This window comes from uncultured Moraxella sp. (assembly GCF_945873075.1).
Classification (GTDB): Bacteria; Pseudomonadota; Gammaproteobacteria; order Pseudomonadales; family Moraxellaceae; genus Moraxella.
In genome coordinates, this window is sequence record NZ_CAMCBS010000017.1 from 24,732 (window position 1) to 49,659 (window position 24,928).

21 protein-coding genes are annotated in these 24,928 nt (G+C 47.0%); 9 read left to right on the forward strand and 12 right to left on the reverse strand.

Annotated features, from left to right (window positions below):
• Positions 1–125: 125 nt before the first annotated feature.
• The 5 genes from pilB (at position 126) to Q0N89_RS06965 (ending at position 6,192) form a co-directional block, all read left to right on the forward strand.
• Positions 126–1,796, forward strand: coding sequence for a type IV-A pilus assembly ATPase PilB (pilB, locus tag Q0N89_RS06945; RefSeq protein WP_294034789.1), 1,671 nt, complete (start codon positions 126–128; stop codon positions 1,794–1,796).
• Positions 1,793–3,028 carry a type II secretion system F family protein gene (locus tag Q0N89_RS06950; protein WP_294034791.1) on the forward strand — a complete coding sequence of 412 codons (1,236 nt, stop codon included), beginning with the start codon at positions 1,793–1,795 and terminating at the stop codon, positions 3,026–3,028. Before pilB ends, Q0N89_RS06950 begins: the two co-directional genes overlap by 4 nt.
• On the forward strand, positions 3,028–3,909 hold the full coding sequence (locus Q0N89_RS06955) for an A24 family peptidase (protein WP_294034824.1): 882 nt from the start codon (positions 3,028–3,030) through the stop codon (positions 3,907–3,909). Before Q0N89_RS06950 ends, Q0N89_RS06955 begins: the two co-directional genes overlap by 1 nt.
• Positions 3,910–3,934: 25 nt before the next feature.
• Positions 3,935–4,579 carry a dephospho-CoA kinase gene (gene coaE, locus Q0N89_RS06960; protein WP_294034793.1) on the forward strand — a complete coding sequence of 215 codons (645 nt, stop codon included), beginning with the start codon at positions 3,935–3,937 and terminating at the stop codon, positions 4,577–4,579.
• Positions 4,580–4,896: 317 nt separating this feature from the next.
• Positions 4,897–6,192: an alpha-hydroxy-acid oxidizing protein gene (locus tag Q0N89_RS06965; protein WP_294034795.1), complete on the forward strand. Its 1,296-nt coding sequence runs from the start codon at positions 4,897–4,899 to the stop codon at positions 6,190–6,192.
• Positions 6,193–6,337: 145 nt separating this feature from the next.
• Here the strand turns inward: Q0N89_RS06965 and Q0N89_RS06970 are convergent, their stop codons facing one another.
• The 3 genes from Q0N89_RS06970 to Q0N89_RS06980 form a co-directional block, all read right to left on the reverse strand.
• Positions 6,338–7,285 carry an MBL fold metallo-hydrolase gene (locus tag Q0N89_RS06970; RefSeq protein ID WP_294034797.1) on the reverse strand — a complete coding sequence of 316 codons (948 nt, stop codon included), beginning with the start codon at positions 7,283–7,285 and terminating at the stop codon, positions 6,338–6,340.
• A gap of 431 nt (positions 7,286–7,716) precedes the next feature.
• Positions 7,717–8,928 carry an NADH:flavin oxidoreductase/NADH oxidase family protein gene (locus Q0N89_RS06975; protein WP_294034799.1) on the reverse strand — a complete coding sequence of 404 codons (1,212 nt, stop codon included), beginning with the start codon at positions 8,926–8,928 and terminating at the stop codon, positions 7,717–7,719.
• Positions 8,929–8,995: 67 nt separating this feature from the next.
• Complete coding sequence (locus tag Q0N89_RS06980) at positions 8,996–9,319, reverse strand: helix-turn-helix transcriptional regulator (RefSeq protein WP_294034801.1); 324 nt, start codon at positions 9,317–9,319, stop codon at positions 8,996–8,998.
• 226 nt (positions 9,320–9,545) lie between these two features.
• Between Q0N89_RS06980 and Q0N89_RS06985 the strand changes: the two genes are divergently transcribed.
• The 3 genes from Q0N89_RS06985 to Q0N89_RS06995 all read left to right on the forward strand — a co-directional run bounded on the left by Q0N89_RS06985 (position 9,546) and on the right by Q0N89_RS06995 (position 10,985).
• Positions 9,546–10,373, forward strand: coding sequence for a WG repeat-containing protein (locus Q0N89_RS06985; RefSeq protein ID WP_294034804.1), 828 nt, complete (start codon positions 9,546–9,548; stop codon positions 10,371–10,373).
• 113 nt (positions 10,374–10,486) lie between these two features.
• Positions 10,487–10,774 (forward strand): BrnT family toxin, encoded by a 288-nt coding sequence (locus Q0N89_RS06990; protein ID WP_294034806.1) that lies wholly within the window; start codon positions 10,487–10,489, stop codon positions 10,772–10,774.
• Positions 10,731–10,985 carry a BrnA antitoxin family protein gene (locus tag Q0N89_RS06995; protein WP_078254124.1) on the forward strand — a complete coding sequence of 85 codons (255 nt, stop codon included), beginning with the start codon at positions 10,731–10,733 and terminating at the stop codon, positions 10,983–10,985. The genes Q0N89_RS06990 and Q0N89_RS06995 overlap by 44 nt, the downstream gene beginning before the upstream one ends.
• Before the next feature lie 77 nt (positions 10,986–11,062).
• Here the strand turns inward: Q0N89_RS06995 and Q0N89_RS07000 are convergent, their stop codons facing one another.
• The 7 genes from Q0N89_RS07000 to Q0N89_RS07030 form a co-directional block, all read right to left on the reverse strand.
• Complete coding sequence (locus tag Q0N89_RS07000) at positions 11,063–14,119, reverse strand: efflux RND transporter permease subunit (RefSeq protein WP_294034808.1); 3,057 nt, start codon at positions 14,117–14,119, stop codon at positions 11,063–11,065.
• A gap of 3 nt (positions 14,120–14,122) precedes the next feature.
• Positions 14,123–15,331, reverse strand: coding sequence for an efflux RND transporter periplasmic adaptor subunit (locus Q0N89_RS07005; RefSeq protein WP_294034810.1), 1,209 nt, complete (start codon positions 15,329–15,331; stop codon positions 14,123–14,125).
• A 90-nt stretch (positions 15,332–15,421) separates the two neighbouring features.
• The gene (locus tag Q0N89_RS07010) at positions 15,422–16,087 is read right to left on the reverse strand and encodes a Crp/Fnr family transcriptional regulator (RefSeq protein WP_294034812.1); all 666 of its coding nucleotides are present in this window, start codon (positions 16,085–16,087) and stop codon (positions 15,422–15,424) included.
• 30 nt (positions 16,088–16,117) lie between these two features.
• Positions 16,118–18,214: an ATP-dependent DNA helicase RecG gene (gene recG / locus Q0N89_RS07015; RefSeq protein ID WP_294034814.1), complete on the reverse strand. Its 2,097-nt coding sequence runs from the start codon at positions 18,212–18,214 to the stop codon at positions 16,118–16,120.
• A 115-nt stretch (positions 18,215–18,329) separates the two neighbouring features.
• On the reverse strand, positions 18,330–19,640 hold the full coding sequence (locus tag Q0N89_RS07020; protein WP_294034816.1) for a GTP-binding protein: 1,311 nt from the start codon (positions 19,638–19,640) through the stop codon (positions 18,330–18,332).
• 148 nt (positions 19,641–19,788) lie between these two features.
• Complete coding sequence (cysD, locus tag Q0N89_RS07025) at positions 19,789–20,715, reverse strand: sulfate adenylyltransferase subunit CysD (protein ID WP_294034818.1); 927 nt, start codon at positions 20,713–20,715, stop codon at positions 19,789–19,791.
• Positions 20,716–20,885: 170 nt separating this feature from the next.
• Positions 20,886–21,617, reverse strand: coding sequence for a phosphoadenylyl-sulfate reductase (locus tag Q0N89_RS07030; protein WP_294034819.1), 732 nt, complete (start codon positions 21,615–21,617; stop codon positions 20,886–20,888).
• A 346-nt stretch (positions 21,618–21,963) separates the two neighbouring features.
• On the opposite strand from Q0N89_RS07030, the gene Q0N89_RS07035 reads away from it, so the two are divergent.
• Positions 21,964–23,160, forward strand: a complete 1,197-nt coding sequence (locus tag Q0N89_RS07035; protein ID WP_294034820.1) for a patatin-like phospholipase family protein — start codon at positions 21,964–21,966, stop codon at positions 23,158–23,160.
• A 650-nt stretch (positions 23,161–23,810) separates the two neighbouring features.
• On the opposite strand, the gene Q0N89_RS07040 is transcribed toward Q0N89_RS07035, so the two are convergent.
• Positions 23,811–24,230, reverse strand: a complete 420-nt coding sequence (locus Q0N89_RS07040) for a hypothetical protein (RefSeq protein ID WP_294034821.1) — start codon at positions 24,228–24,230, stop codon at positions 23,811–23,813.
• A 42-nt stretch (positions 24,231–24,272) separates the two neighbouring features.
• The gene (locus Q0N89_RS07045) at positions 24,273–24,740 is read right to left on the reverse strand and encodes a hypothetical protein (protein WP_294034822.1); all 468 of its coding nucleotides are present in this window, start codon (positions 24,738–24,740) and stop codon (positions 24,273–24,275) included.
• Positions 24,741–24,928 lie beyond the last annotated feature (188 nt).

Consider the following 24,928-nt stretch of genomic DNA (forward strand, 5'->3'; position numbering starts at 1 on the left):
ATTATAACCCAATTTTGGGACAAGCCAAAAATATTTTGTGGCATTTACATAAAAAATTTTGCATTTTTTGTAAAAATCGCTACTATTTGTGCCAAGATTTTTTCATAATTATTTGGCAGATTTGTATGCTTAGCCCTTTTCATCAGCGACTTATTGACCATCTAACCACGCTTGGTATAGATAAAGCTGTACTTGCCGAGACCATCGATGATGCTGTGATGACGCATACGCCTTGGACGGCAAGGCTGATTGGTGCACGACTTTTGGATGCCAAGACTTTGGCGATGGCGATTGGTCAGCTATTATCGATGGCGGTGTATGATGTGGATAAATTGCCCCATGCACCCTTGACCGACATCATTGATGATAAGCTGATGGCTCGCTACCGAGTGCTACCACTTGCCAAAGACGGTACGATGCTACAGCTTGGCATGAGCGACCCGACCGACACGGATGCCATCAATGCCATTCGCTTTCACACCCATCTACACATCACTGCAGTGCTGGTCGAAGAAGACAAGCTGTCACGGTGGCTGGATAAACTTGCCATCGGCGCTGATGCGTCATTTGGCGAGCTTGGCATCGATGAGCACAGCACAGATGGCATCGATAGCACCGATGATGGCGTGCTCGATGAGCCGACGGTGCGATTTGTCAATAAACTACTCATCGATGCGGTGCGACTTGGAGCATCAGACATTCATTTTGAGCCCTATGAACACAGCTATCGCATCCGCTATCGTATCGATGGCGTGATGAGCCTTGCCAATACCCCGCCAAAAAGCCACGCCAATAAAATCGCCACACGGCTCAAGGTGATGGCAAAGCTTGACATCGCCGAGCGACGCAAGCCCCAAGACGGACGCATCAAATTTCGACTGTCCGACCATCAATCGGTGGATTTTCGTGTCAGCACGCTACCGACCTTATTTGGCGAAAAAATCGTCCTACGGATGCTCGATAGTGCACAGACGCTCATCGGGCTTGATGCACTTGGGATGACTGATAAACAAAAACAGCATTTTGTAGATGCGCTTGCCAAGCCACAAGGCATGATACTCATCACAGGCCCGACAGGCAGTGGCAAGACCATCTCGCTCTATACAGCACTTGGACTGCTCAATCGTGGCGATAATAATATTCTCACCGCCGAAGACCCTGTAGAGATTAATCTGGATGGCATTAATCAGGTGAATATCAATCCTAAGGCAGGCTTTGATTTTGCTGATGTGCTTGCTGCATTTTTGCGCCAAGACCCTGATGTTATCATGATTGGCGAAATCCGTGATAGTGCCACCGCCGAAATCGCCGTCAAATCGGCTCAAACGGGGCATCTTGTGCTATCCACCCTGCACACCAATTCATCATCGGCGACCATCACACGCCTGCACAGCATGGGCGTGCCAAGCTTTCATCTAGCCAGCGGCATCTCGCTCATCATCGCCCAAAGGCTCGCTCGCCGACTGTGTGATGACTGCAAGCGACCGATTACCATGCCGACATCCGCACTCATCGAAGCAGGCTTTGGCGATAGCGACATTGCCAAGACCACCGTGCTGTATGAGCCTGTCGGCTGTCATCGCTGTCGTGATGGCTATCGGGGGCGGGTGGGGATTTTTGAGATGATGCCGATTAGCCCGACCATCCGTAAGCTTATCCTAGAACAAGCAGACAGTAGCATCATCGATGATGCCAATGCCCAAGCAGGCAACCCAAGCCTACGCCAAGCAGGGATTGCCAAAGTCATCGCAGGGCTGACTGACCTTAGCGAAATGCACCGAGTAACCAGCCAATGAAGCCAATTTCGCCTGCCAACTCACCAGACAGCACAGCACAGCGTTTTTGTTATCATGCAACTGATGCTCGTGGCAAAGCGGTCAAAGGCGAGATTGATGCCCAAAGCATCGCCCTTGCCAAAGTGCTACTATATAAGCAAGGCTTGACCAATATCCGCATCAAGCCTGCGCCCAAAGCGATGTTTCATTTTCAAAAACCCATCGCCACCACCGACATCGTGCTGACACTACGCACCTTATCCACGCTCATCGGCGCAGGTATCGTACTCACCCAAGCGCTCGCCATCGCAAGCACCACCACAACCAACGCACGGCTCAAAGCCCATCTGGATAAGCTAAAAGCCGACATCGAAACCGGTCATAGCTTTGCTCAAGCGCTCGCCAAACAGCCGCCCATCTTTGGTGCGCTCACCCAAGCGCTCATCCATGCCGGTGAGCAATCGGGCTCGCTTGATGTCATGCTTGAGCGTGTGGCAAGCCATAGCGAAAAACAACTGTGGCTAAAAAGCCGTATCAATAAAGCCCTGCACTATCCTTTGACCGTGCTTGTCGTGGCTGTGGCGGTGATGGCGATTTTGCTGATTAAAGTCGTGCCAAGCTTTGCGAGTAGCTTTGCCAACATGGGAGCAGAGCTACCACTACCGACACAGATAGTGCTTGGCTTGTCTGAATTTTTGGTGGCGTATTTTTGGCTCATGCTTGGCGGTATCCTTACCATCATCGCCATCATGGTGTGGCGGTACAAGACTTCACCAAGCACCCAAAAACAGCTTGCGACACTCAGCCTTAGGCTACCTATCTTTGGCTCGCTCATCCGCCTATCTGCCAGTGCTCGTTTTGCCCGTACGCTAGCGACGACCTTTGGTGCAGGTGTGCCGCTCAATGATGCACTTGCCCTATCCGCCAAAGCCACCAACCATCCGCTATTTATCCAAGCGACCGATGATGTCATCGCCAAAGTCCGCGCAGGTGGTAGCTTATACACCGCCATCAGCCATGTGGGGCTATTTTCGCCGATGAGCCTACAGATGGTAGGCGTGGGCGAAGAGTCGGGCAGGCTCGTTGAGATGCTTGATAAAGTCGCTGACTATCACGAACAGCAGGTCGATGCCAAAGTCGATGCACTGACAGGGATGATTGAGCCTGTGATGATTGTGGTGCTTGGGCTGATGATTGGTGGGCTTGTACTTGCCATGTACCTGCCGATGTTCAATCTAGGAGCGACACTGTGATGAATGTGATGACGGATGTGATGATTTATGTTTTGGTCGGTATCATTGGGCTATGCGTGGGTAGTTTTTTGACCGTCGTGATACACCGTGTGCCACTGATGATGATGCGTGAATGGCAACTTGAAACTGATGACTTTATCCAAGCAAGCGAACTTGACACCGCCACCAAAGCACGGGTACATCATGCCTTGACGCCAAACCAGCCACCGCTAAATCTTGCTTTGCCCCGCTCGCACTGTCCGCACTGCCATACCACGATTGCTTGGTATGATAATCTACCTGCGCTTAGCTATCTGCTGTGTCGTGGTCGCTGTCGGCACTGCCATCATCGCATCGCTTGGCAATACCCTGCCACCGAGCTTGTGACGGCCATCTTATCCATCTTGACCGTTGCTGTGCTTGGCATGGATATTCATGGGGTGCTTGGGCTGATTTTTGTGTATTTTTTGATTGCATTATCAATGATTGATTATCAAACACAGCTACTGCCTGACCGCTTGGTGCTACCGTTTGGGATGATTGGATTATTTGCCAATACTTGGCAGGTGTTTTGTACGCCGACGGATGCGATTTATGGGGCGATTGCAGGCTTTGTTAGTCTATGGGCAGTCAATGCCATCTATCGTACCCTGCGTGGGCATGACGGCATGGGGCTCGGTGATGCCAAGCTACTTGCTGCTATCGGTGCGTGGCTTGGCGTGTGGGCATTGCCATTGGTGCTACTGATTGGCGCAGGGCTTGGCGTGATTGCAGGGCTGTACCAACAGCGTGCAGATGGCAAAAATGTCGCCTTTGCCTTTGGCCCGTATCTTGCGGTGGGTGGGGTGATTGGGTTATTATTTGGACAAGCGATTTTGGCATGGTATTTGGGCTTATTATAAAGCACTTACAAAAAAAGGATAAAGCATGACAACAGACACAGGGCGTACCATCATTGGGCTGACAGGTGGTATTGGTAGTGGCAAGACTGCCGTCAGTGATTATTTTGGTACGCTTGGCATCGATGTGATTGATGCTGATGTCATCGCCCACCGGCTTACCGCCAAAGGCAGTCCTGTGCTCGATGTGCTAAAAGCAAAATTTGGCGATTGGGTCGTAGATAGCGATGGCAACTATGACCGTGCTGCCATGCGTGCTTATATTTTTGATAAACCCAATGAACTTGCCACACTAAACGCCATCATTCATCCGCTGATTTTTGATGAAATCACGCACGCCATCAGCCGCAGCCAAAGCCCCTATACCATCCTATCTGTACCGCTACTGCTCGAAGGTCGCCACAAGACACCAAATCTGCTGTCGCTATGCACGCACCTACTCATCGTCGATGTGCCTGTCGCCGTACAGCTTGAGCGCGCAAGCCGTCGTGATGCCAATGCCCAAGCACAAATCCAAGCCATCATCGATAAGCAAATCAGCCGTGATGACCGCCTAAATCTTGCCAAAACTCTCGGTGCGGATGTGGTGGACAATACAGGCACGCTTGATGAATTGCACGCCAAGCTCGCCCCACTTCATGAGCATTATCTGGCGATGGCAAAGTCTGCCTAGACTGCTAAAACGATGAATTTGTCGTGACCGCTTCGCTCTAATTTATCGTTTGACTGGTAGCAATGACCATGCTAGAGATTGTCAATTTTAACCATCATATTCAATAATTTGCCGAAAATTTAGGTGCACTGAGTGATGTTTGATGCTTTGTTACGCACTATGCAATAATTCTGTGATTTATTAAATAGAAATATATTATTTGTTGCATACATATGCTTATAAGTATATGATATACCATGATGACCCAGCATGGATAAACCACTGGTTATCTCTATATTGATATTAACATAAATGAACTATTTTTTTAGAGAATTATCATGGAAAATAACAAAACGACAGTGCAAGACGATCACAATATTTCACTTGCTCGCCGCAAGCTACTTGCCGCCACAGGTATTGGACTTGCCACATTGCCTTTGATGAGTAAGACAGCACTGGCTGCAGGTAATGGTGTGACCACCACAGTCACTCCTGCTGCTAGCACACCAACATTTGCCAAAACTACTTACGGCGCAAGTACCCGCCAAGGCAAAATCAATATCATCAATCTAAGCTTACTCGAAGAGCAAGCCAAAAAAGTCATCCCAGAAGCCGGCTATAAATTCGTCTCTGGTGCCGCTGGCGATGAGTGGACACTGCGTGAAAACCGCCGTGCTTTTGATGACTATCGTATCGCATCAAAACGCTTGGTTGGGCTACAAGCTAGCGACATTGACATCTCCACCAAGCTTTTGGATCTGACACTACCGATGCCAATCATGGTTGCGCCGATGGGTGTACACGGCATGGTGCACGAAGGTACCGAAATTCTAACCGCCAAAGGTGCAGGACTTGCCAAAACACTCTACTGCTCATCAGGTGCATCGCACGCATCGCTAGAAGAGATCGCTGCTGCTACCACAGGCCCAAAATGGTTCCAACTATACTACAACAAAGATGAACAAGTCACACGCTCACTGCTGACTCGTGCCAAAAATGCAGGCTATAGCGCTATCGTCTTGACCGCAGATGCGCTTGGTCCTGGTCAATCGGATGCTTTCATCGCCATGGGTCGTCCATTTCGCTCTGACATGGTGTTTGGCAATCACGATCCAAAGCGTGGTGGCTCAGGCAACTTTTTCGCCCAAAAAACCAATCTGACCGTTGATGACATTAAATTCATCAAAGACTTTACAGGTCTGCCTATTATTGTTAAGGGCATCTTGCGTGCCGATGATGCTGATCGCTTCATCAACGCAGGTGCTGATGCCATCCAAGTCTCCAACCATGGCGGTCGCCAAATTGACGGTGTACCTGCCAGTATAACTGCCCTGCCTGCGATCGCCAAAGCCGTGAATCGCCGTGTGCCAATCATCTTAGATGGTGGTGTACGACGCGGTATCGATATCGTGCGTGCTGTCGCCATGGGTGCAGATGCCGTCGCAGTCGGTCGTCCGATGCTATATGGTCTGGCGATGGGCGGCGCCGAAGGTGTACAATCGACACTTGATTGGCTTGCCAATGATCTAAAAACTGCCATGCTACTAGCAGGCGCCGGTAAGCTTGACGATCTCAACCCAAACTTCATTAACATCGTCGGCGAAAACGCCAGATTCAATGTCAATCAAGGCTGATCAAATCCCCAAAACAAAAAACTGGCATCACAGTTGCCAGTTTTTTAATGAATTAACTACAGCATACCAAAAAAGTATCACCACAAAACAGCCCAAAAACATACAGCTTTTGGGCTGTTATCATCAGATGGCTGGATTGATCAGCTTACCAATTACCACGGCGGTGATTTGATACCCAGCGATACATACCCAAGATATTTGGGATGCGCATGGTGTCATAACCGATCCAACTTTGGACTTCAGGGCTGAATTTGACATTGCGGTATAGCTGATCCCATGACTGACCTTGACGAGTCAAGTCAAGTACTTGCTGATGCAGATCAACCATATAGTTACGCAGCGCTTCTTGGTCTTTCTTGGTTGCAGGACTATAGTGACCAACATCAATAACTTCAACATCCTGCTCTAGCACCCAGTTAAGCGTATCAATCCAGCCTGTATAATAAAAATCTAGAAAATCGTTGTACGGCATTGATTTACTTTCGCAGACATCAGTACATTGCAGGGCTTTTTGGCGTGGAAACAGCACCATCACCATACTATCAGAATGACTTGGCGAGACATGATGTAATAGCACTTTTTCACCACCAAGCTCAATTTCCATATCCTTATCAAAGACTTTATCAGGCAGTGCGACCGGTAGCTTTTCGCCGATGATCGGCTCAACCGCACGCTGATTGGCAACGACGGTTGCACCAGCATCTTGGAATACTTTTGTACCTGTGATGTGATCTGCGTGAGCATGCGTCATCACGACATATTTGACTGGCACACCAAAGCGGGCTTTGATTTCTTTATTGAGCCACTCAGCAGCACAAGTTGCCCCACTATCGACAACCAACGCCCCTTCTTTAGTGATCATCACAAGACCGCTATGAACCGCCAGTCCACCGCCATTGGTATGGCGATAAATATTATCCTTAATATGCACCAAAGTCGGCGCATAAGTATCGCACATACCCCCTGTAAAATCTGGCAAAGTCTCTCGATCAGCATAAGTAGATCGATCAAATGGTGTGCCTGTATCCGACGCTGCCATAGTACTCATTGACAAAGTCACACCCATTAGGGCAGCTAAAGCTTTTTTTAACATAATGATTCTCACTTGATGTCTTTTTGAAAATTATTTAAATCAATTAATACATATTAAATCACAACTAATATCATGCAAATATCGCATTAATCTACACACATCATACGCTCAAAATATAAGTTTGGCAACCCAATAACATGGCTACTGACGGTGTATTTTCTGATAAATACATCGCAAATTTGCAATATATATGATGTAAAACATCCAGTCAAAGCACGGGCGATATTTTGCAAAGTCTGACTAGACTGCTAAAACGATGAATTTGGCTCGATCAAAAACGCCAATTCTTCCGCCGTAGAGACTCGCCTCAAGATGGTATGTAGCACGGCTATCTATATGATCAGCAAAAAAATTATTGAATTTAAAATATCATTTACAAAAAAAATTAAAAGCCATACCCAAATGGATATGGCGATGGCAGTTTCTTAAGCTTAAGACCGCCCCGTACTTAACCCTGCTTTACCATTAGCAATAATGGTTTTAGCAAGCACTTTCCACGGTGAGAGTTTAGGATTCGGCTGTTTACCTTGTCCAATGAGCGCCATTTGGTTCATATACCAATCCATTTCAAGCACCGCACCGACTTTATTATCTACAGGGGCAAAACCTGTTTTAATCCGCTGGGTCGTCATGGTCTGATAAGTACCATTTTTGATTTGGTTTGGTAAATCAGGCAGGATAGCAAGCGGACGAGCAATACCAATAAAATCCAAATGTCCACTATTTAACGCATCTTCCATTGCCGACTCAGAGCGGAAACCACCTGTAATGATGAGTGGCACTTGGCTCACCTTTCTTGCTTTTTCAGCATAATCAATAAAAAAGGCTTCGCGTTTTTGGGTGCTAGCTTTGCTGGACATCATCGCAGGGCTTTCATAATTTCCGCCTGAAATCTCAATAAAATCAATGCCTAATTGTGACATTTTTTGCACCACTTGAATGCTGTCGCTTTCATCAAAACCACCTTTTTGGAAATCGGCAGAATTCAGCTTTAGACCGACCAAAAATTCAGGACGCACCACCGCACGAATCCCTTGATAAATTTCGACCAAAAACCGCATACGATTTTCAAGGCTACCGCCCCATTTATCGGTACGCTGATTGTGATGCGGTGATAAAAATTGACTCACTAAATAACCATGAGCCCCATGAATTTGTACACCGCTAAATCCTGCTTTATCGGCGATTTGTGCAGTATGGATAAACTGGCGAATAATCATCTCGATTTCATTATCCGCCAAAGCTCGTGGCGGATTAATAAAACCGTCCATACCTTTTAAAGCAACCGCACTTGGCGCAACAGGCGTTTTATTGACGGCTTTTGGCGATTGCTTGCCTGCATGATTGATTTGCATGATGAGTAAGGTGTCGTTTTGTGTACCTGCTTTTGCCCACGCCTTTAGCATATCCATGTTACGCTCGTCCGACAGCACGACATCATTGATTGAGCCTTTGCCAGTTTCTGACACCATGACATTACCCGTAACCAACACGCCCGTACCGCCTTTTGCCCATGTGTCATATAGGCGGACCAGTGCTTGAGTAGGCTGGTCATGTTTGGCAAGCTGCTCTTCCATCGCTGATTTAAAAAAACGGTTTTTGGCAGTTTTGCCATTTGGGAAAGCGAATGATTGAAATAACATAAAAAATACCTGATAATAAAATTAAGTTGATAAGTTTAAAAATATAAACTTGTTGGATAAAAAAATACTAATCGGACGGATGTTGATTTGATGGACAATGATATGCCATCAGCTGTGCCAGTTGCCCTAGTTTTTCGGTCGCATCATGCATAGCAATGCTATAAAACCGCTCTTTGCCGACCTGCTCGACACTCACCGTACCTGCTTGCAGCATAATCTTGAGATGATGCGACACCGCAGGGCGAGACAGGTGCAGTCGCTCGGTGATGTCGCTGACATTCATTGCGCCGTTTTCGAGCAGTAGCTGTAGGATTTTGTGGCGATTTTCGTCCGATAATACGGTAAAAATCGGAATACAGTCTTTCATCAGCGCCATCGTTTGCTGTGGCATGGTTCACCTTTCACATTCGGTTCAAGTTGATAAGTTTAAAAATATGGACATATCATAGCCCAAGATGGATTGGCGTGCAAGTGTTTTTTGTGCTTTTGACCATCCTGTTATCTTATGGCGACTTGGATAGTGTTTCAATCATCCATCTATTGACAGTCCAGTCCAAGCTAATTATGATTACCATGTCATTTAGCCAATTTGAATCACCAAACTTAAGGAAATCATCATGAGCCACCTACCACAAACTTTACGAAAACTCACCCTAATTGCTTTGGTAGGTACTGTTTTGTTTACCCAAGCTGTTTGGGCGGATACATGGAAATGTGAAATACCAAAAGTAACCGAATATGACCATGTTAGCTGTTTATCCGAAGGCTTGGCAGCGGTCAAAAAAGACGGTAAATATGGGTTTATCGACAAAACAGGTCAAGTAGTTGTTCCCTTGCAATATGATGTCACTTGGGGTTTTAACGAAGGCTTGGCAAGCGTTAGACAAGATGCTCAATGGGGTTTTATCGACACAACAGGCAAAGTAGTCATTGATTTGCAGTATAATGATGCTCAACTTTTTAGTGAAGGTTTGGCAGCAGTCAAAAAAGACAACCAATGGAAATATATTGATAAAACTGGCAAAGTAGCCATTAACTTACCCTATGAGTTAACTTATGGATTTAGTGAAGGTTTAGCAGTGGTTAACAAAGGCGACAAATGGGGTTTTATTGATAAAACAGGAAAGGCGGTTATCCCTTTGCAGTATGATAAAGTTTGGAATTTTGAAGAAGGTTTGGCGATGGTGAAAAAAGACGGCAAATGGGGGTTTATCGATAAAACAGGCAAAGTGGTTATTCCTTTTCAATATGATTTAACTTATGGATTTAGTGAAGGTTTGGCAAGGGTTGAAAAAGACGGCAATGTAGGTTTTATTAATAAAACAGGCGATATAGTTATCCCTTTGCAATATGATGACGCTGGTGGCTTTAAGGAAGGTTTTGCAGAAGTTAATAAGGGAAATGAATGGTTTTATATCAACAAACAAGGTCAGCGAGTGGACTGATTTACCATTGACTTGTCAAAATCATGATGAACCAAACCCCAAAAGCTGAACAGCTTTGCTTGACAGCCTGACTTTTTGTTATTACAATAAATCAAACTCTATGGATCATTGCCGTGTTAATTGAATACGACGAAAACAAACGACAGCGCACCTTAGATGAGCGCGGTTTGGACTTTGCCCACGCCGCCCAACTATTCGATGGCATACACCTGACCGCCATTGATGACCGTACAGATTATGGTGAGATGCGTTATATCAGCATGGGTTATTTACAAGGCAGATTGGTGGTTTGTGTTTGGACTTATCGCCCCATCGATGCACCGACACACCGCCGTATTATTTCAATGAGGAGAGCCAATGACCGAGAAATTAAGAAATTTACCACCGCTATCCATCGATGATGCGCCAGAGCTTGATGATGCGTTTTTTGAGCGTGCGGATGTGTATCATGGTAATACTTTGGTTCGCCAAGGCAGACCACGCCTTGATAATCCCAAACAAGCCACCACCATTCGCCTAGACGCAGATGTGATTGAGTATTTCAAAGCAGGTGGCAAAGGCTGGCAGACACGCCTAAATCTAGCACTGCGTGAATATATCGCCACACACTAAAAAAAACAGACCGTCAAATAGCCAAACCCCAAAAGCCGAACACTTTTGGGGTTTGGCGTATTAATCAGCAGACATGATTAAGCAGCCTTTCTTTTAAACACCCTTCCCAAATCATCCATCAAGGTATAAACCACAGGAATCACCACAAGGCTCAAAAAAGTCGATGTAATCAGACCGCCAAGTACCGCTGCTGCCATCGGACGGCTAAAGGTCGAATCCACACCGCCAAAGCCGATGATTAATGGCAACATCCCTGCACCCATCGCGATGGTCGTCATGATAATCGGCTGAGCACGCTTGCGACAAGCGTCAATCAGCGCATCAAAGCGAGATAGCCCGTCTTGGTCTTGGGCGATGATGGCATAATCAACGAGCAAAATCGAGTTTTTGGTGGCAATACCCATAAGCAAAATAAAGCCAATCATCGCAGGCATCGACATACTACTGCCCGTAGCGAGCAAACCCACAAACGCCCCACCAATCGACAACGGCAACGCCATCAAGATGGTGAACGGCTGCAGTACTCGGTGGAACAAGAGCATCAGCACCGCAAAGATACAAAACACCCCCACGCCCATCGCCATCACAAAGCCTGAGAACAGCTCCGCCATGTTTTCGGCTTGACCTTCATCCATCACCGACACGCCTGCAGGCAGACGGCTTAGGGTCTGGGTGGCTTTGACCGCTGTCATCAGCTCACCGACTTCACCGCCATTTGGGAATACAGTAATCTTAATCGCTCGTTCACGATTGAGACGGCTGACGCTTGATTCACCCGTGCCAAAGCGTAGCGTCGCCACTTCTTTGACTTGTACCATCTGTCCTTTTGAGCTTGGGACATATAGGTTTTGTAAGTCACTTAGGTTCTTTTTGTCCGCATCTGATAAGCGAATCAAAATCGGCACTTGGCGAGTATCAAGATTGAGCTTGGGCAAGGCTTGGTCATAATCCCCCACCGTCGCCACACGCAAGGTCGCCGCCAAATCCGCTGTCGTCACCCCTTTATCCGCCATCGCAAGCTCATTGGGTATCACTGCCAATTCAGGTTTGGGCAGTGATTTGTTGCTGATGACATTGGCGACACTTGGCAAGGCTCGCACATCATTCATGATGGCTTTGACTGTGTCATCCAGTAGTCTTTTGTCGCTACTTTTGACCGAGAAACTATAACCAGCTTCTTGACCGCCACCTTCGATACCGACATTAAAGCGAGCCGATGGCACGGATTTTAGGGTTTGGTTGATTTGATTTTCGATGTCAGTTTTGCTTGCACGCTCGGTACGATTGACAAGTTTGACTTCAAGACTTGCCACATTGACCGAACCGCCACGCATACTGCTTGGGTCGCCTGTACTTTGCCCTTCGCCAACGCTTAATAGCACTTCGCTCACACCATCAATCGCCTGCACCTTTTCAAGTGCCATCTGACTGATACGCAAGGTGTCATCGATGGTCGCATCGGGGGTGAGCTCGATAGAGACTTTGGTTTGGTTCATCTCATCAGGCGGGATAAATGCAGTCGGTAGTAGCCCTGCCAAGCCAAGCGACGCCACAAAAAACCCAAGCGCCATCAGCATCGTCATCAAGCGATGGCGAAGCGTCCATTTGACCACAGACAAATAAGCCATCATCACACGGCTAGGCGGCTTGTCATGATGCTTGGTCGGCTTAAGAATATACGCTGCCATCATCGGTGTCACAAGGCGCGCCACCAGTAGCGACATAAAAATCGCAATCACCGCCGTCCAGCCAAATTGACGGAAAAACTGCCCCACAATCCCACTCATAAACGCCGTCGGCAAAAATACCGCAATCAGCGTAAATGTCGTAGCAATCACCGCAAGCCCAATCTCATCCGCCGCTTCCATCGCTGCCTGCATAGGCGTCTTACCCATATTCAGATGTCGGACAATGTTCTCAATCTCAACGATGGCATCATCAACGAGCACGCCCACCACTAAGGTCAGCGCCAATAGCGAAATCATATTTAGGCTAAAGCCAAACCAATACATCGCAAAAAACGCAGGCACGATGGACAATGGCAATGCCGCAGCCGCCACCAATGTCGCGCGCCAATCACGCAAAAATACAAAGACCACAATCACCGCCAAGATACCGCCTTCGATGAGCATTCGCATGGTGGCGTGGTAGTTTTCTTCGATGGGTGCGGCATAATCGACGATTTTGTCAATTTTGATACCGTCCATTTCGCTGTGCAATTTGGCGATTTCTTCATCGACTGCCTTGACCACTGCCACTTCGCCTGCACCTTTTGAGCGAGTGATATTAAAGGCGACGACCGATTTGCCGTCTAGCTTGGCAAGCGATGTGATATCCGCGTGCGTATCTTGGATGCTTGCAAGGCTGCCAAGCTTGACCGCTGTGCCATGCGGTGTGGTGATTTGGATATCATTGAGCTCACGCACCTGCTGACCCATGCCAAGCACACGCACGGTTTGGGTGTTGCCACCGATTTTGGCTTCACCGCCCGAGCCGTCTTGCCATTTGGCGTATAACTGCTGTGACAAGGTGGTGATGGGCATACTTAGACTTGCCAAGATATCCGGCTTGGGCTGTACCATGATTTGTCGCTCGACACCGCCGATACGGCTGATACTGCCCACGCCTGCGATGTCCGAGAGCCTTTTGGTCAAGGTGTCATCGACAAACCATGACAACTGCGTATCGCTCATATTGTCCGCCGACACCGAATAAGTCACCACAGGAAAGCCTGCGGTAGAGACTTTTGAGACAATCGGCGCATTGGCAGCGGCGGGCAAATCGCCCTGCACTTCACTCACTGCCGAGCGTACATCATCGAGCGCTTCATCGACATCTTTTTCGAGTACAAACTCGGTAAAAACCGTCACCGCCCCTGTCTGCAAGGTTGTGCGGATGGTTTTGACACCTTCGATGTTGGTGATTTTATTCTCAACTTTTTTGGCGATATCACTCTCAAGCTGGTCAGGCGTCGCCCCTGCTAGGGTGATGGTCGTCACCACACCTGGAAAGTCAATATCAGGAAACTGCTGGACTTTCATCTGATAAAAGCCAAACACCCCAAGCAAGCTCAATAAGCTAAAAAATAAAATCGCCACCAACGGATTTTTGATGGAATAGGCAGAAAAATTCATGGCTTATTCCTTGATAACTGCTGGCTGATTGGTCGCGTCGGTCGCACCCTGTGCATTGACACTGGCAACAGTGACCAAATCACCATCATTCAAGAAGCTCGCACTTTTGGCGACAATCAGCTGGTCAGTTGGCACATCCACCGCCACCAGCTCATCTTTTTGACCTTGAATGGTGACTTGGGTGCGTACCACCTTGTACAGCTCTGTATCCGTTTTGGTCAATACCCATACATAGTCCATGCCGTCATTATTTAGGATAGCGGACAACGGTACAGTTGGCAGACTTTGGCTAGTTAGGATAAACTGCCCTGATAGATACATCCCTGCTTTGATGCCTGCGCCATTGGACAGCTTGACATGAGCAATCATCTCACGGCTACTGTTCGCTGTCGGGGATAGCTTGGTGACTGTACCTGTAAGTAGCTGGTTATTGAATGTCACTTGGGCAGGCTGACCGACACGCACCGAGCCAGCATCTGCGCTTGAGAGCGTGGCTTGCCATTCGACTGCGCCATCTTTGATAATACTAAACAGTGATGCACCTGTCACCAGTACGCCGACTTGGGCGCTCTTGGCGCTGATGACGCCTGATACTGGGGCGGTTACTTTGGCATTGGCTTCGTTATTTTTGGCGGTATTAAGCCGTGCTTTGGCAGCGGTGATATTCGCCTGCGCCTGCTTGAGTGCTGTGCGATAGCCATCGACTTCTTGGCGAGAGACCGCATCGATGGCAAGCAGTGGCTCGGTGCGATTTAGGTCTGTTTGCGCCTTTTCATAACTGGCTTCGGCCACCGCCAAATCCGCTTGGGCTTGGGCGGTCTGTTCAGAGAGCGTCTTGGTGTCTAGCACGGCAAGCACTTGACCTGCCTTGACCACATCGCCGACATCGACGAGCACACGCTCGACGGTCACGCCTGTCAGCTGTCCACTGACTTCGGCAGTCTCGGTCGCCGCCACCAAGCCATTGGCAGACAGTGTCTGCTCGATAGTGTGCAGTGTCGGCGTGACAGCTTCGACTGCCATCACTGCTTTTGGTTCGGCAATCTCTGGTGTATCGGACTTGGCCGCTTTAGTTTGTGCTATCGGCGTCGTGCCAATTAGCCCACTTTTACCGATAAATACACCGACAGCCACCAAAACAACGGCAGCCACAAGTTGCCACCATGCAAACTTGGATTTTTGCGAGTGTGAGTTTTTATAAGAAGTCGTCATAAGCTGTGTCAAATTCGCCAAAAAAATACTAAAAATACCTCATTATACGGTATTTTGATAAGCAATGGCTGACACATTTTTACCATTTTGCTACAAATTGTCAGCTTGACCCAGTTTTTTGCGGATACGAGTCACACTTTGGCGGGTCATGCCCAGATATGAGCTTAGGTCTTGGACGGATAAGCGTTTGGCAAGCTCGGGATTATCGTTAATAAAATTGACATAGCGCGCGGTGCTGTCGCTGATTAAGAAACTCTCGGTACGCTCAATAAAGCGGAACAACAATCGCAAGGTATGCTCATGCACATAGCGGAAAAATTCGGGAAAATCCGCCAAACACCGCTCAAAATGCGCCTTGTCCACCGCCATCAAAATGGTCGGTTCGATGGTATAAATGTTGTATTTGCTCGGCAGATTTTCAATTACTGCCATATAATCACCCACGCCGTCTTGCTCTGCCATAAACTGCACATTAATCTCATCGCCATCCACCGTCTGATAGCTAAGCTTACAAAGCCCTGACACGATGAATGCCATCTTATCCATGCTCTGCCCTGCCTGACACCAGCAATGCTTGGCGGGCAGGCGTACCACCGTCATCGGTGCGGTGATGACATCCAGCTCATCATCACTCAGTGATGGCATACACTCACCCAGATGCGTCTTAATCAGTGCCTTGATGTCAACGGCATTCATCCGCCACACTTCATCAGGCGAGACGGGCAATTTGGGTCTGTCACGGACGGAAATCTGCACAGTTTTTTCCTTAGTATTCAATCGCTTAGCCTACACACCCACATAATCTTTGGCAGTGGGTATCCAAGTATTCATAATACTGATGGCTTTTGGGATGGCATCAGGGGTGGCAATCAGCTGATGGGCGATAGTGCCCGCCGCTTCTAGCAAGACTTCATCACGCACGATGTCTGCTAGATAGTAGCCCATATCGCCTGTTTGTCGCTTGCCCAGTAGCTCGCCTGCCCCACGCAGTTCAAGGTCTTTTTGGGCGATGACAAAGCCATCGGTGCTATCACGCAGGACATTGAGCCTTTCGATCCCTGTCGGTGATAATGGTGCTTGGTACAGTAGCACGCAGAAACTTTTGGCACTGCCACGACCGACACGCCCACGCAGCTGATGTAGCTGAGATAAGCCTAATCGCTCGGCATTTTCGATCACCATCAATGACGCATTTGGCACATCCACGCCCACTTCGATGACTGTCGTCGCCACAAGCAGATCGATGTCGCCCTGTTTGAACGCCATCATCACCGCTTGCTTATCCACAGGTTTCATCTTGCCATGCACAAGCCCCGTGCGGATATCTAGCCTATCGGTCAAATCCTGATACAGCAGCTCTGCCGACTGCGCATCGAGTACGCTTGACTCTTCGACCAGTGGACAGACCCAGTAGGCTTGCTTGCCTTGCTTGCAGTTTTCACGGATACGCTCGATGACTTCATCACGGCGATCACGATTGATGGTCACGGTGGTAATCGGCGTGCGATTGGGCGGCAGCTCGTCAATCACCGACACATCCATATCACCATACATACTCATGGCAAGCGTTCTGGGAATCGGCGTCGCTGTCATGGTCAGCTGATGCGGTGTGCCACCTGCGACGCCTTTATTGGTCAGCTTAAGCCGCTGTTCCACCCCAAAGCGATGCTGCTCGTCAATAATCACCAGCCCAAGCTTGGCAAAAACCACCGTATCTGAAAACAGTGCGTGCGTCCCCACCACCACTTGCACATCGTTATTTGCCACTTGTTCAAGGGCAGCCGCTCGCTCTTTGGCAGTTTGCTTACCGGCAAGCCAACCGACACCGATACCCAGTGGTTCAAACCATTTTTTAAAATTCATCAAATGCTGTTCGGCCAAAATCTCCGTCGGCGCCATCACCGCCACCTGCCAACCGCTATCAAACGCATAGCACGCTGTCATCGCCGCCACCAAAGTCTTGCCCGCACCGACATCACCTTGGATGAGCCTTAGCATCGGCTGTGATGTCGCCATGTCCGCTACTGCTTCACCAATCACTCGCTGCTGTGCACCTGTGAGCGCAAACGGCAAACTCTGCATAAGCCTATCTGCCAATGGACTGTGGCTCTGACAACGGGGCGCTTTGTGATGATAGACATTATTACGCCGAAACAGGAAACTTAACTGATGCGCCACGAGCTCCTCGATGATGATACGCCGACACGCAGGGTGTGAGCGGTCTTTGAGTGCGTTTAAGAGCGCCGTTTGGCTAAAAATATCCGCATTCTGCTCGGGCAGATGGATTTGGTACAACGCAGGTAACAAATCCCCCGATAGCCCCACCCCTACCGAGCGTAGCTCATCATCCGACAGGCAGCTGATACCTTCACGGCTCACTGCTTGTAGCGCCAGTCGCACCAGTTGGCGCAGTTTGTTCTGATGTAGTCCTTTGACCGCAGGATAAATGGGTAATAGCCCTGTTTCAAAGGACTTGGTGCCTGTGATGTGATATTCAGGATGTGATATCTGCGTGCCAAAGCGACTGATTTTCACTTCGCCAAAGGCGGTGATTTTCGCCCCTACTTCCATCGTGGATAATAAGCTTGCATAAGTCTTAAAAAATCGAAGCACCACAAGCCCTGTATGATCTTCGAGCGTCACTGACAGACCGGTTTTGTTTTTTTCGACCCAAGTGATCGTCCCTGATACCAACGCACTCATGCCATGCTCAAGCTCACCAATCGGCACGACACGGCTGCGATCTTCATAATCTCGTGGCAAGTGCATGAGCATATCAAAAATGCGATAAATCCCAAGCTCCGCCAAGCGATTCGCCAATGCCGACCCCACCCCAGCAAGGGCGGTCACAGGCAGATGGATGGTCATGGCAGATGGGTTCATGATGATACCTAATATTAATCAAACAATGATGGGATTTTAAAATAATTTATCCAAAAAAGCAAAAAGCCGACATCTTGCCGACTTTTTGCCATTCATGATGATTTAGGCGAATGGATCACCAATCATCATCTTCGCTATCATTTTGTAGAATCATACCGCCTGCAACCGTATGGTAGGTTGCTTCATCAATCAAAATAAATGACCCTGTGGCTGTATTTTCGGCATACGGTGTTGCTAAAATTGGTTTTTGTAGGCGTAAAGTTACTTCACCTAAGTCATTCATATTTAAAGTATCTTTATCAGTAAAGTTGCTTAACGTGTGTACGTCCCAAACATGGTCAATACTATCAACTTTAGCAAACACGGTTTGCGTAGTATGTTTTAATAAATATTTACGAGCAGGGTTTAATGCACGGCTATCAAACCAGCATAAAGTCGCTTTAATTTCTTTGGTTGGCATACTCTTTGAGCTTGCTGAAATCAACGTATCACCACGAGAAATATCAATGTCGTCGCTAAGGCGAATCGTCACTTGTTCACCGCTACTAGCCGACCCGACAATGCCATTTGGGCTAATAATTTCGCTTACGCGGCTCACACGACCTGATGGCTCAACACGGATTGCATCGCCAACAGCCACTTGACCTGCTTCAATACGCCCTTGATAACCACGGAAATCATCTTGTTTATCACCATCTGCACGCAGTACAAATTGTACAGGGAAGTGAAAGTTCGCTTTGTCTTCTTGAACCAATTCACCTGTTGGTAAATCTTCTAAAATGCCAAGCAATGCACCGCCTTGATACCACGGCGTATTGTCGCTTTTATGTACAATATTATCACCATTTAACGCTGAAATTGGGATAAATCGTACATCATTTAAGCCTAATTGTTCTGCTAAAGTTTCATAAGCACGGACAATGGCATTAAATTTATCTTCACTAAAGCCAAGTAAATCCATTTTATTGACCGCCACTAAAACGTGTGGGCAACGTAAATGTTTTAAAATGGCTGAATGGCGTTTGGTTTGTGGTAATAATTGTACAGGTTCTTGATTAAAATCAATTTGTGATGCGTCAAGTAAAACAACCGCCGCATGAGCAGTCGATGCCCCTGTTACCATGTTACGGGTATATTGTTCATGCCCCGGGGTATCGGCAATGATAAATTTGCGTTTTGCCGTTGAAAAGTAGCGATACGCCACATCAATGGTAATGCCTTGTTCTCGTTCGGCTTCTAAGCCATCAGTTAAAACAGAGAAGTCAATCACTTCAGATTGATTTTTGGTTTTCGCAAGGTTATTGAGCTGGTCAGTTAATAATGCCTTGCTATCATAAAGCAGGCGTCCAATCAGCGTGCTTTTGCCATCGTCCACGCTACCTGCGGTAATAAAGCGTAATGGGGCATATTGGTTTAAATTTGACATCTTGTTATCCTTTTTTTCAATTTTTCAATGCGTTATCTGATGCAATTGCCACACAAATGGCTTTTGCTACTAGGCAAACGAGCGAAGTTGTACAAGTAGTACTACGAGCGAGTTTAACGACGTAGCAGAAGTCATTTGGTAGGCAATTTTAGAAATAACCTTGTTTTTTACGCTCTTCCATCGCCGCTTCACTCACTTGGTCATCAAGGCGAGTAGCACTACGTTCAGAGATTTCAACTACAGCAGTTTCGGCAATAATTTCTTCTGCGGTGCTTGCGGTACTTGCCACAGGACAAGTGCATGAAATATCGCCAACTGTACGGAAACGCACCGAGCGAATTTCGCTGACATCATCAGGTGCTTTTGGTGTTAATGGGGTAACAGGCACAAGTAAGCCATTTTTTGCCACAACTTCTCGTTCATGTGCATAGTAAATCGATGGTAATTCTAAGTTTTCACGTGCGATATATTGCCAGATGTCTAATTCTGTCCAGTTTGAAATTGGGAAAACTCGCATATTTTCGCCTTTATGGTGCTTGGCATTGTACAATGACCATAATTCTGGGCGTTGGGCTTTCGGGTCCCATTGTCCAAACTCATCACGGAAAGAGAAAATACGCTCTTTGGCACGGGCTTTTTCTTCATCTCGTCTTGCACCGCCCATCAAAGCATCAAATTTATGTTCGGCAATGGTTTCCAATAAAGTGACGGCTTGAGCCCCATTGCGTGAATCGGTTTCTTTACGCAAAACCACCGTGCCTTTGGCAATTGAATCTTCAACATGACCGACCACTAAGCGAGCATTTAATTTCTTCACTTGTTCATCACGAAAGGCAATAACTTCTGGATAGTTATGCCCTGTATCAATATGGACTAATGGAAAAGGTAGTTCAATGTCTCGCCCTTCAATGGCAAAGGCTTTGCGTGCCAAAGCCAGCAAAACGACCGAATCTTTACCGCCCGAAAATAGCAAAGCAGGATTGCTACATTCGGCAATCACTTCTCGAATGATATAAATTGACTCCGCTTCAAGCCAGTCAAGGTGTTTATTTTGCAGGGTTGTTTGTTCTGACATAATCATTACCTAATTTTATTGAATCTTAAAAACTTAAACTGGGATTTTTCCGCATTTTTCTACATTTTCTGCGTTAAATTGTTCAAGGGCTAGGCGAACGAGCGAAGTTGTACAAGTAGTACTACGAGCGAGTTTAACGACGCCATTGGACAATTTAACAAGAAAAATAATTATTTGTGTAGTCCACATTCCTTACTATCTCGATTCTCCCACCACCAACGCCCAGAGCGAATGTCTTCACCTTCTTTGACAGGCATGGTGCATGGTTCACAGCCAATGCTTGGATAACCTTGACGGTATAATTCATTAAATGGAATGTTAAACTTTAAAATATATGCCCAAACATCAATCTCTGACCAGTCATAAATTGGATTATATTTGGCAATACCACGACCATCATCATGTTCGGCAAAGGGTAAATCCGTGCGAGTAACCGATTGTTCACGGCGTTGTCCTGTAAGCCACGCATCTGCATCTGCCAATGCTCGGTTTAATGGCTCAACTTTGCGGATAAAACAGCACTGCTTGCGAGCATCGACACTGTCATAAAAAGCATTCGCCCCTTGTGTTTTGACATACTCATCGACCGCTGCTCTATCAGGCGTATAGAGTTTAAAATTTAGATTTGGATAACGGGTTTGTACCACATCAATCAAAGCTAGCGTTTCGTCATTCAGCCGCCCTGTCTGCAGGGTAAAAACTTCAATCTTTGCCCCAACATTCACCAAAACATCGGTAATCACCATATCTTCGACCGCAAGGGAGCTTGCAAATTTGACTTGGGTGTGCTTGGCGTCAATCTCTTGGAGTCGCTGTTTGAGCGTGGTAATTTTGTCGTCTAAGGCAGCAAAATCGGCATCGCTTGGCGTTGGAATTTGCCAAAATTTGGGTTTTGAAATCATAATGGCTCCCTATGACAGGTGGCTTTTTGTGTTTATCATGCTATCCATCGAGCATCAATGTGCGCCAAATGAGCGCTTAAAAACTATGACACAAAGTATCACCGAAACGATAAAATCAAAAATACCATTTTGTACAAAGTAAATCACTTTTTGGCATTAGAAATGCCGATACCGCCAATCTTGGCAGAAATACTGGGCAAAGAGCGCTGCTTCTGCATCATACAAATGAGATAACAGCGATTTGTCGCTACAAATTCATTACACAACATCAGCATAATCATAAAATCCCGACACTTAATTTTGTGCTATAGTCTGTGGATATGATTGCTACTAATGAGATATGACCATGACACCGACCATGACGCTTCGCCGATTGATGCTACCGATGATGGCAATGAGTGCTGCCGTATTGAGTGCCTGCGCCAACACCACCGCCAAAGAGACAGCCACGCCCACACCCACACCAACCGCCCAAGAATCTCGCCCTGTGGTGGCGCTCGTGCTCGGTGGTGGCGGTGCTCGTGGCTTTGCACACATTGGGGTGATTGAGTCACTCGAAGCGCACGGCATCCGCCCTGATTTGGTGGTGGGGACGAGTGTCGGTGCGATGGTCGGCAGTGTCTATGCCAGTGGCGCGACACCTGCCAAGCTTGTCATGATGGCAGATGAGCTCAAAGAAACGGATTTGATTGACATCACCCCATCCAAGCAAGGCTTCGTCGATGGCACTCGCCTGCGCCAGTATATCAATGCACAAGTGGGCAGCCGTCCGATTGAGCAGTTCCCGATTCGCTTTGCTGCGGTCGCCACCGAGATGCAGACCAAGCAAGCCGTCACTTTCCGTCAAGGTGATGCAGGTCTGGCTGTACAGGCATCTGCCAGCGTGCCAAATCTATTCATCCCGCCACGCATTCCCGAAAACGGTGGCAAAAAATACATCGACGGCTCACAGTCTGCGCTACTACCTGCTCGCATCGCCAAGAATATGGGCGCTGATGTGGTGATTGCAGTGGATTTGATGGCAAAAGCCGATACAGCCGATGCCAATAGTGATGCCAAGACAGACGCCAATCAGCCAACCACCCCAAACACCGTCAGCATCGGCCGTGATGACACAGGCGTCCATGCCAAATGGGGCAATGAGACCATCCGTATCCCGATTGACATCGCCCAGATGAACGATGCCGCCAAAGGCTTACCGTTTGAGCTACCGCTCGGGGATATCTTTGGCAATGTCCTAAAAGCCATCCCTGAAAGCACGCAAATCGAGCTACCAAAAGAGCTACCGAACAAACTGCCAAAGAATCCATCCGAATTTTGGCAACTGTTTGGCAATGTCGGCGCCAATATCAAAGCCGACCCTGCCGACATCCAAGCCAGTGATGTGCTGATTGCCCCTGATTTATCCAAATCAGCGGTCTTTGACACCACCAATCGCACTGCACTGATTCAAGCAGGCAAAACCGCCACCGACGCCCAAATCGACGCCATCAAACACGCCATCCAAACGGCACAATATCGCTATGTGAGCAAAACTCAATAACGCTTTGCTTGTTTCGAACAACGGTCAATGGTATATTGACCGTTTTTGTTGAATTAAAATAAGGCAGGTAACACGCTTGCCACCAATAAAACAATCAAGGAAATTGGAAACGGTTTGGATTTATGGTGTGTGGTATGCACCCTACTGTACTAATCGCATGAAAGATGGTGGCGTAAAAAAGGCAAGAAGCAACTATGGCAAATGATAAGCAGAAGCAATACGAGAGCCTATTAAATTTAAAAAGCATGATATTTAACTTTTATCCCCCTCTTTTTATAATAACTAACTGGTCTTTATACCATTTTTTGGGTATTAAAAGCCCTCTTATACTTTTTTTATTGCTATTTTAACACAAATCCCCATAGATTTTTGGTTTAGAAAGAAAAATATATGCCCCTGGTGTGGAAATAGTTTTTTTCTTTTTAGAAAAGATGGTACACAAGATATCAGCTTTAAGATATTTACACAATCTAAATGCATAAATTGTGGTAAGCCAGATGACGAGCCCTAAAATATTCTACCATGCTCCAAGTACTTGTTATGCTTGCGGCGGTCAAGATGCTATGGGCAGCACAATTCAAGTGCGTAGGTGCATACAACGCACCCTTGAATCAGATTTATGGTTTGTTACTCATACCCCATCACCAAATTTATTGCGGACAAAGCGGTCTCGGTGTTGGTGTGTGGACATAGGCGAACAACAAGCCATCGGGGAATAGCTCTTGCATTGTCTCGTCTGCATAAGTTTGCTTGAGTATCAAGCCTTCTTTTGGGACAATCATCATGGTTTCAAGATAAGCGAAAGGCGCTTTGGTCTTGATATCAATCATCGCCATCTTATCCTGCTTAGGCTCAAAGACGGCCATCTCAAGCCCCACTTGGCGATATTTGCCATCCGCCAAGCACTCAAATCTCAGATGGTTGCTCGCGATAATCCCGCTATCTGATTGACGAAAATTAATCACGCCATAGTCACCAAATACCGGTTCGGTCATCGCCCAGTAGCCTTGATAGATTTCTTTGGGGAATTGATACTCGGCGTGTGCGATACTGCCCATGCTGACAGCCACGGTCAAAGCTATTTTTAAAAGTAATATTTTCATTCAGCTCACTCAGTAAATAAACAAAAAATCTTCTGGCGCTTGATCGTTCAAAGTCGCCAAATAGACTTTGATTTTATCTTGTAAATCCAAATCTACCTCATTAGCACCATCTTGGCGATTCTTCTGATAGATGTGCCATGCTTGCTGTTCTGATTTGGGTTCACCAATATAATCAGCTGCCATCAGAATATTATAGACTTGATATTCCTCTATACGCGGCTGACAAATATCAAGCACGCCTGCCACCTTGTCATCACGACTCATCTCAGGGAACATAACACCCAATTTATACCAAGTGCTTTCGATACAATATACAAACATGAAACCTGAAGCATCCATACCTTGTTTAAGCCTATCACCCGTGATGATCTCTTGTCCAAATCGCAGGTCATCTACTGGCTGACTTAGTACATTCTGTGCATTAGCCAAGCCCATCAACAGACAGCCTATCGTCACTACAGCCCACTTTTTTATCATTATTTTTCCTCGTCGCAAAAAAAAATTAAGCTTGATTACATTATACGCAATCAAGCTTAACAAGTAAATTAGCATAATATGGCAAGTCTGACTTCAAATCAATTAGTCACATCTCAGCTTGCCAATCACTAAAATCACACACGCTCAATAATCGTTGCGATACCTTGACCCAGACCGATACACATGGT

Excerpts from the sequence above, each read along its gene's own strand:
- Q0N89_RS07035 (WP_294034820.1), top strand. The coding sequence starts at position 21,964 with ATGACACCGACCATGACGCTTCGCCGATTGATGCTACCGATGATGGCA.
- Q0N89_RS07020 (WP_294034816.1), bottom strand. The coding sequence starts at position 19,640 with ATGTCAAATTTAAACCAATATGCCCCATTACGCTTTATTACCGCAGGT.
- Q0N89_RS07030 (WP_294034819.1), bottom strand. The coding sequence starts at position 21,617 with ATGATTTCAAAACCCAAATTTTGGCAAATTCCAACGCCAAGCGATGCC.
- Q0N89_RS07005 (WP_294034810.1), bottom strand. The coding sequence starts at position 15,331 with ATGACGACTTCTTATAAAAACTCACACTCGCAAAAATCCAAGTTTGCA.
- Q0N89_RS06995 (WP_078254124.1), top strand. The coding sequence starts at position 10,731 with ATGACCGAGAAATTAAGAAATTTACCACCGCTATCCATCGATGATGCG.
- pilB (WP_294034789.1), top strand. The coding sequence starts at position 126 with ATGCTTAGCCCTTTTCATCAGCGACTTATTGACCATCTAACCACGCTT.
- cysD (WP_294034818.1), bottom strand. The coding sequence starts at position 20,715 with ATGTCAGAACAAACAACCCTGCAAAATAAACACCTTGACTGGCTTGAA.
- Q0N89_RS06955 (WP_294034824.1), top strand. The coding sequence starts at position 3,028 with ATGAATGTGATGACGGATGTGATGATTTATGTTTTGGTCGGTATCATT.
- Q0N89_RS07000 (WP_294034808.1), bottom strand. The coding sequence starts at position 14,119 with ATGAATTTTTCTGCCTATTCCATCAAAAATCCGTTGGTGGCGATTTTA.
- Q0N89_RS06950 (WP_294034791.1), top strand. The coding sequence starts at position 1,793 with ATGAAGCCAATTTCGCCTGCCAACTCACCAGACAGCACAGCACAGCGT.
- recG (WP_294034814.1), bottom strand. The coding sequence starts at position 18,214 with ATGAACCCATCTGCCATGACCATCCATCTGCCTGTGACCGCCCTTGCT.
- Q0N89_RS06980 (WP_294034801.1), bottom strand. The coding sequence starts at position 9,319 with ATGCCACAGCAAACGATGGCGCTGATGAAAGACTGTATTCCGATTTTT.
- Q0N89_RS06975 (WP_294034799.1), bottom strand. The coding sequence starts at position 8,928 with ATGTTATTTCAATCATTCGCTTTCCCAAATGGCAAAACTGCCAAAAAC.
- Q0N89_RS06970 (WP_294034797.1), bottom strand. The coding sequence starts at position 7,285 with ATGTTAAAAAAAGCTTTAGCTGCCCTAATGGGTGTGACTTTGTCAATG.
- coaE (WP_294034793.1), top strand. The coding sequence starts at position 3,935 with ATGACAACAGACACAGGGCGTACCATCATTGGGCTGACAGGTGGTATT.
- Q0N89_RS06965 (WP_294034795.1), top strand. The coding sequence starts at position 4,897 with ATGGAAAATAACAAAACGACAGTGCAAGACGATCACAATATTTCACTT.
- Q0N89_RS07045 (WP_294034822.1), bottom strand. The coding sequence starts at position 24,740 with ATGATAAAAAAGTGGGCTGTAGTGACGATAGGCTGTCTGTTGATGGGC.
- Q0N89_RS06985 (WP_294034804.1), top strand. The coding sequence starts at position 9,546 with ATGAGCCACCTACCACAAACTTTACGAAAACTCACCCTAATTGCTTTG.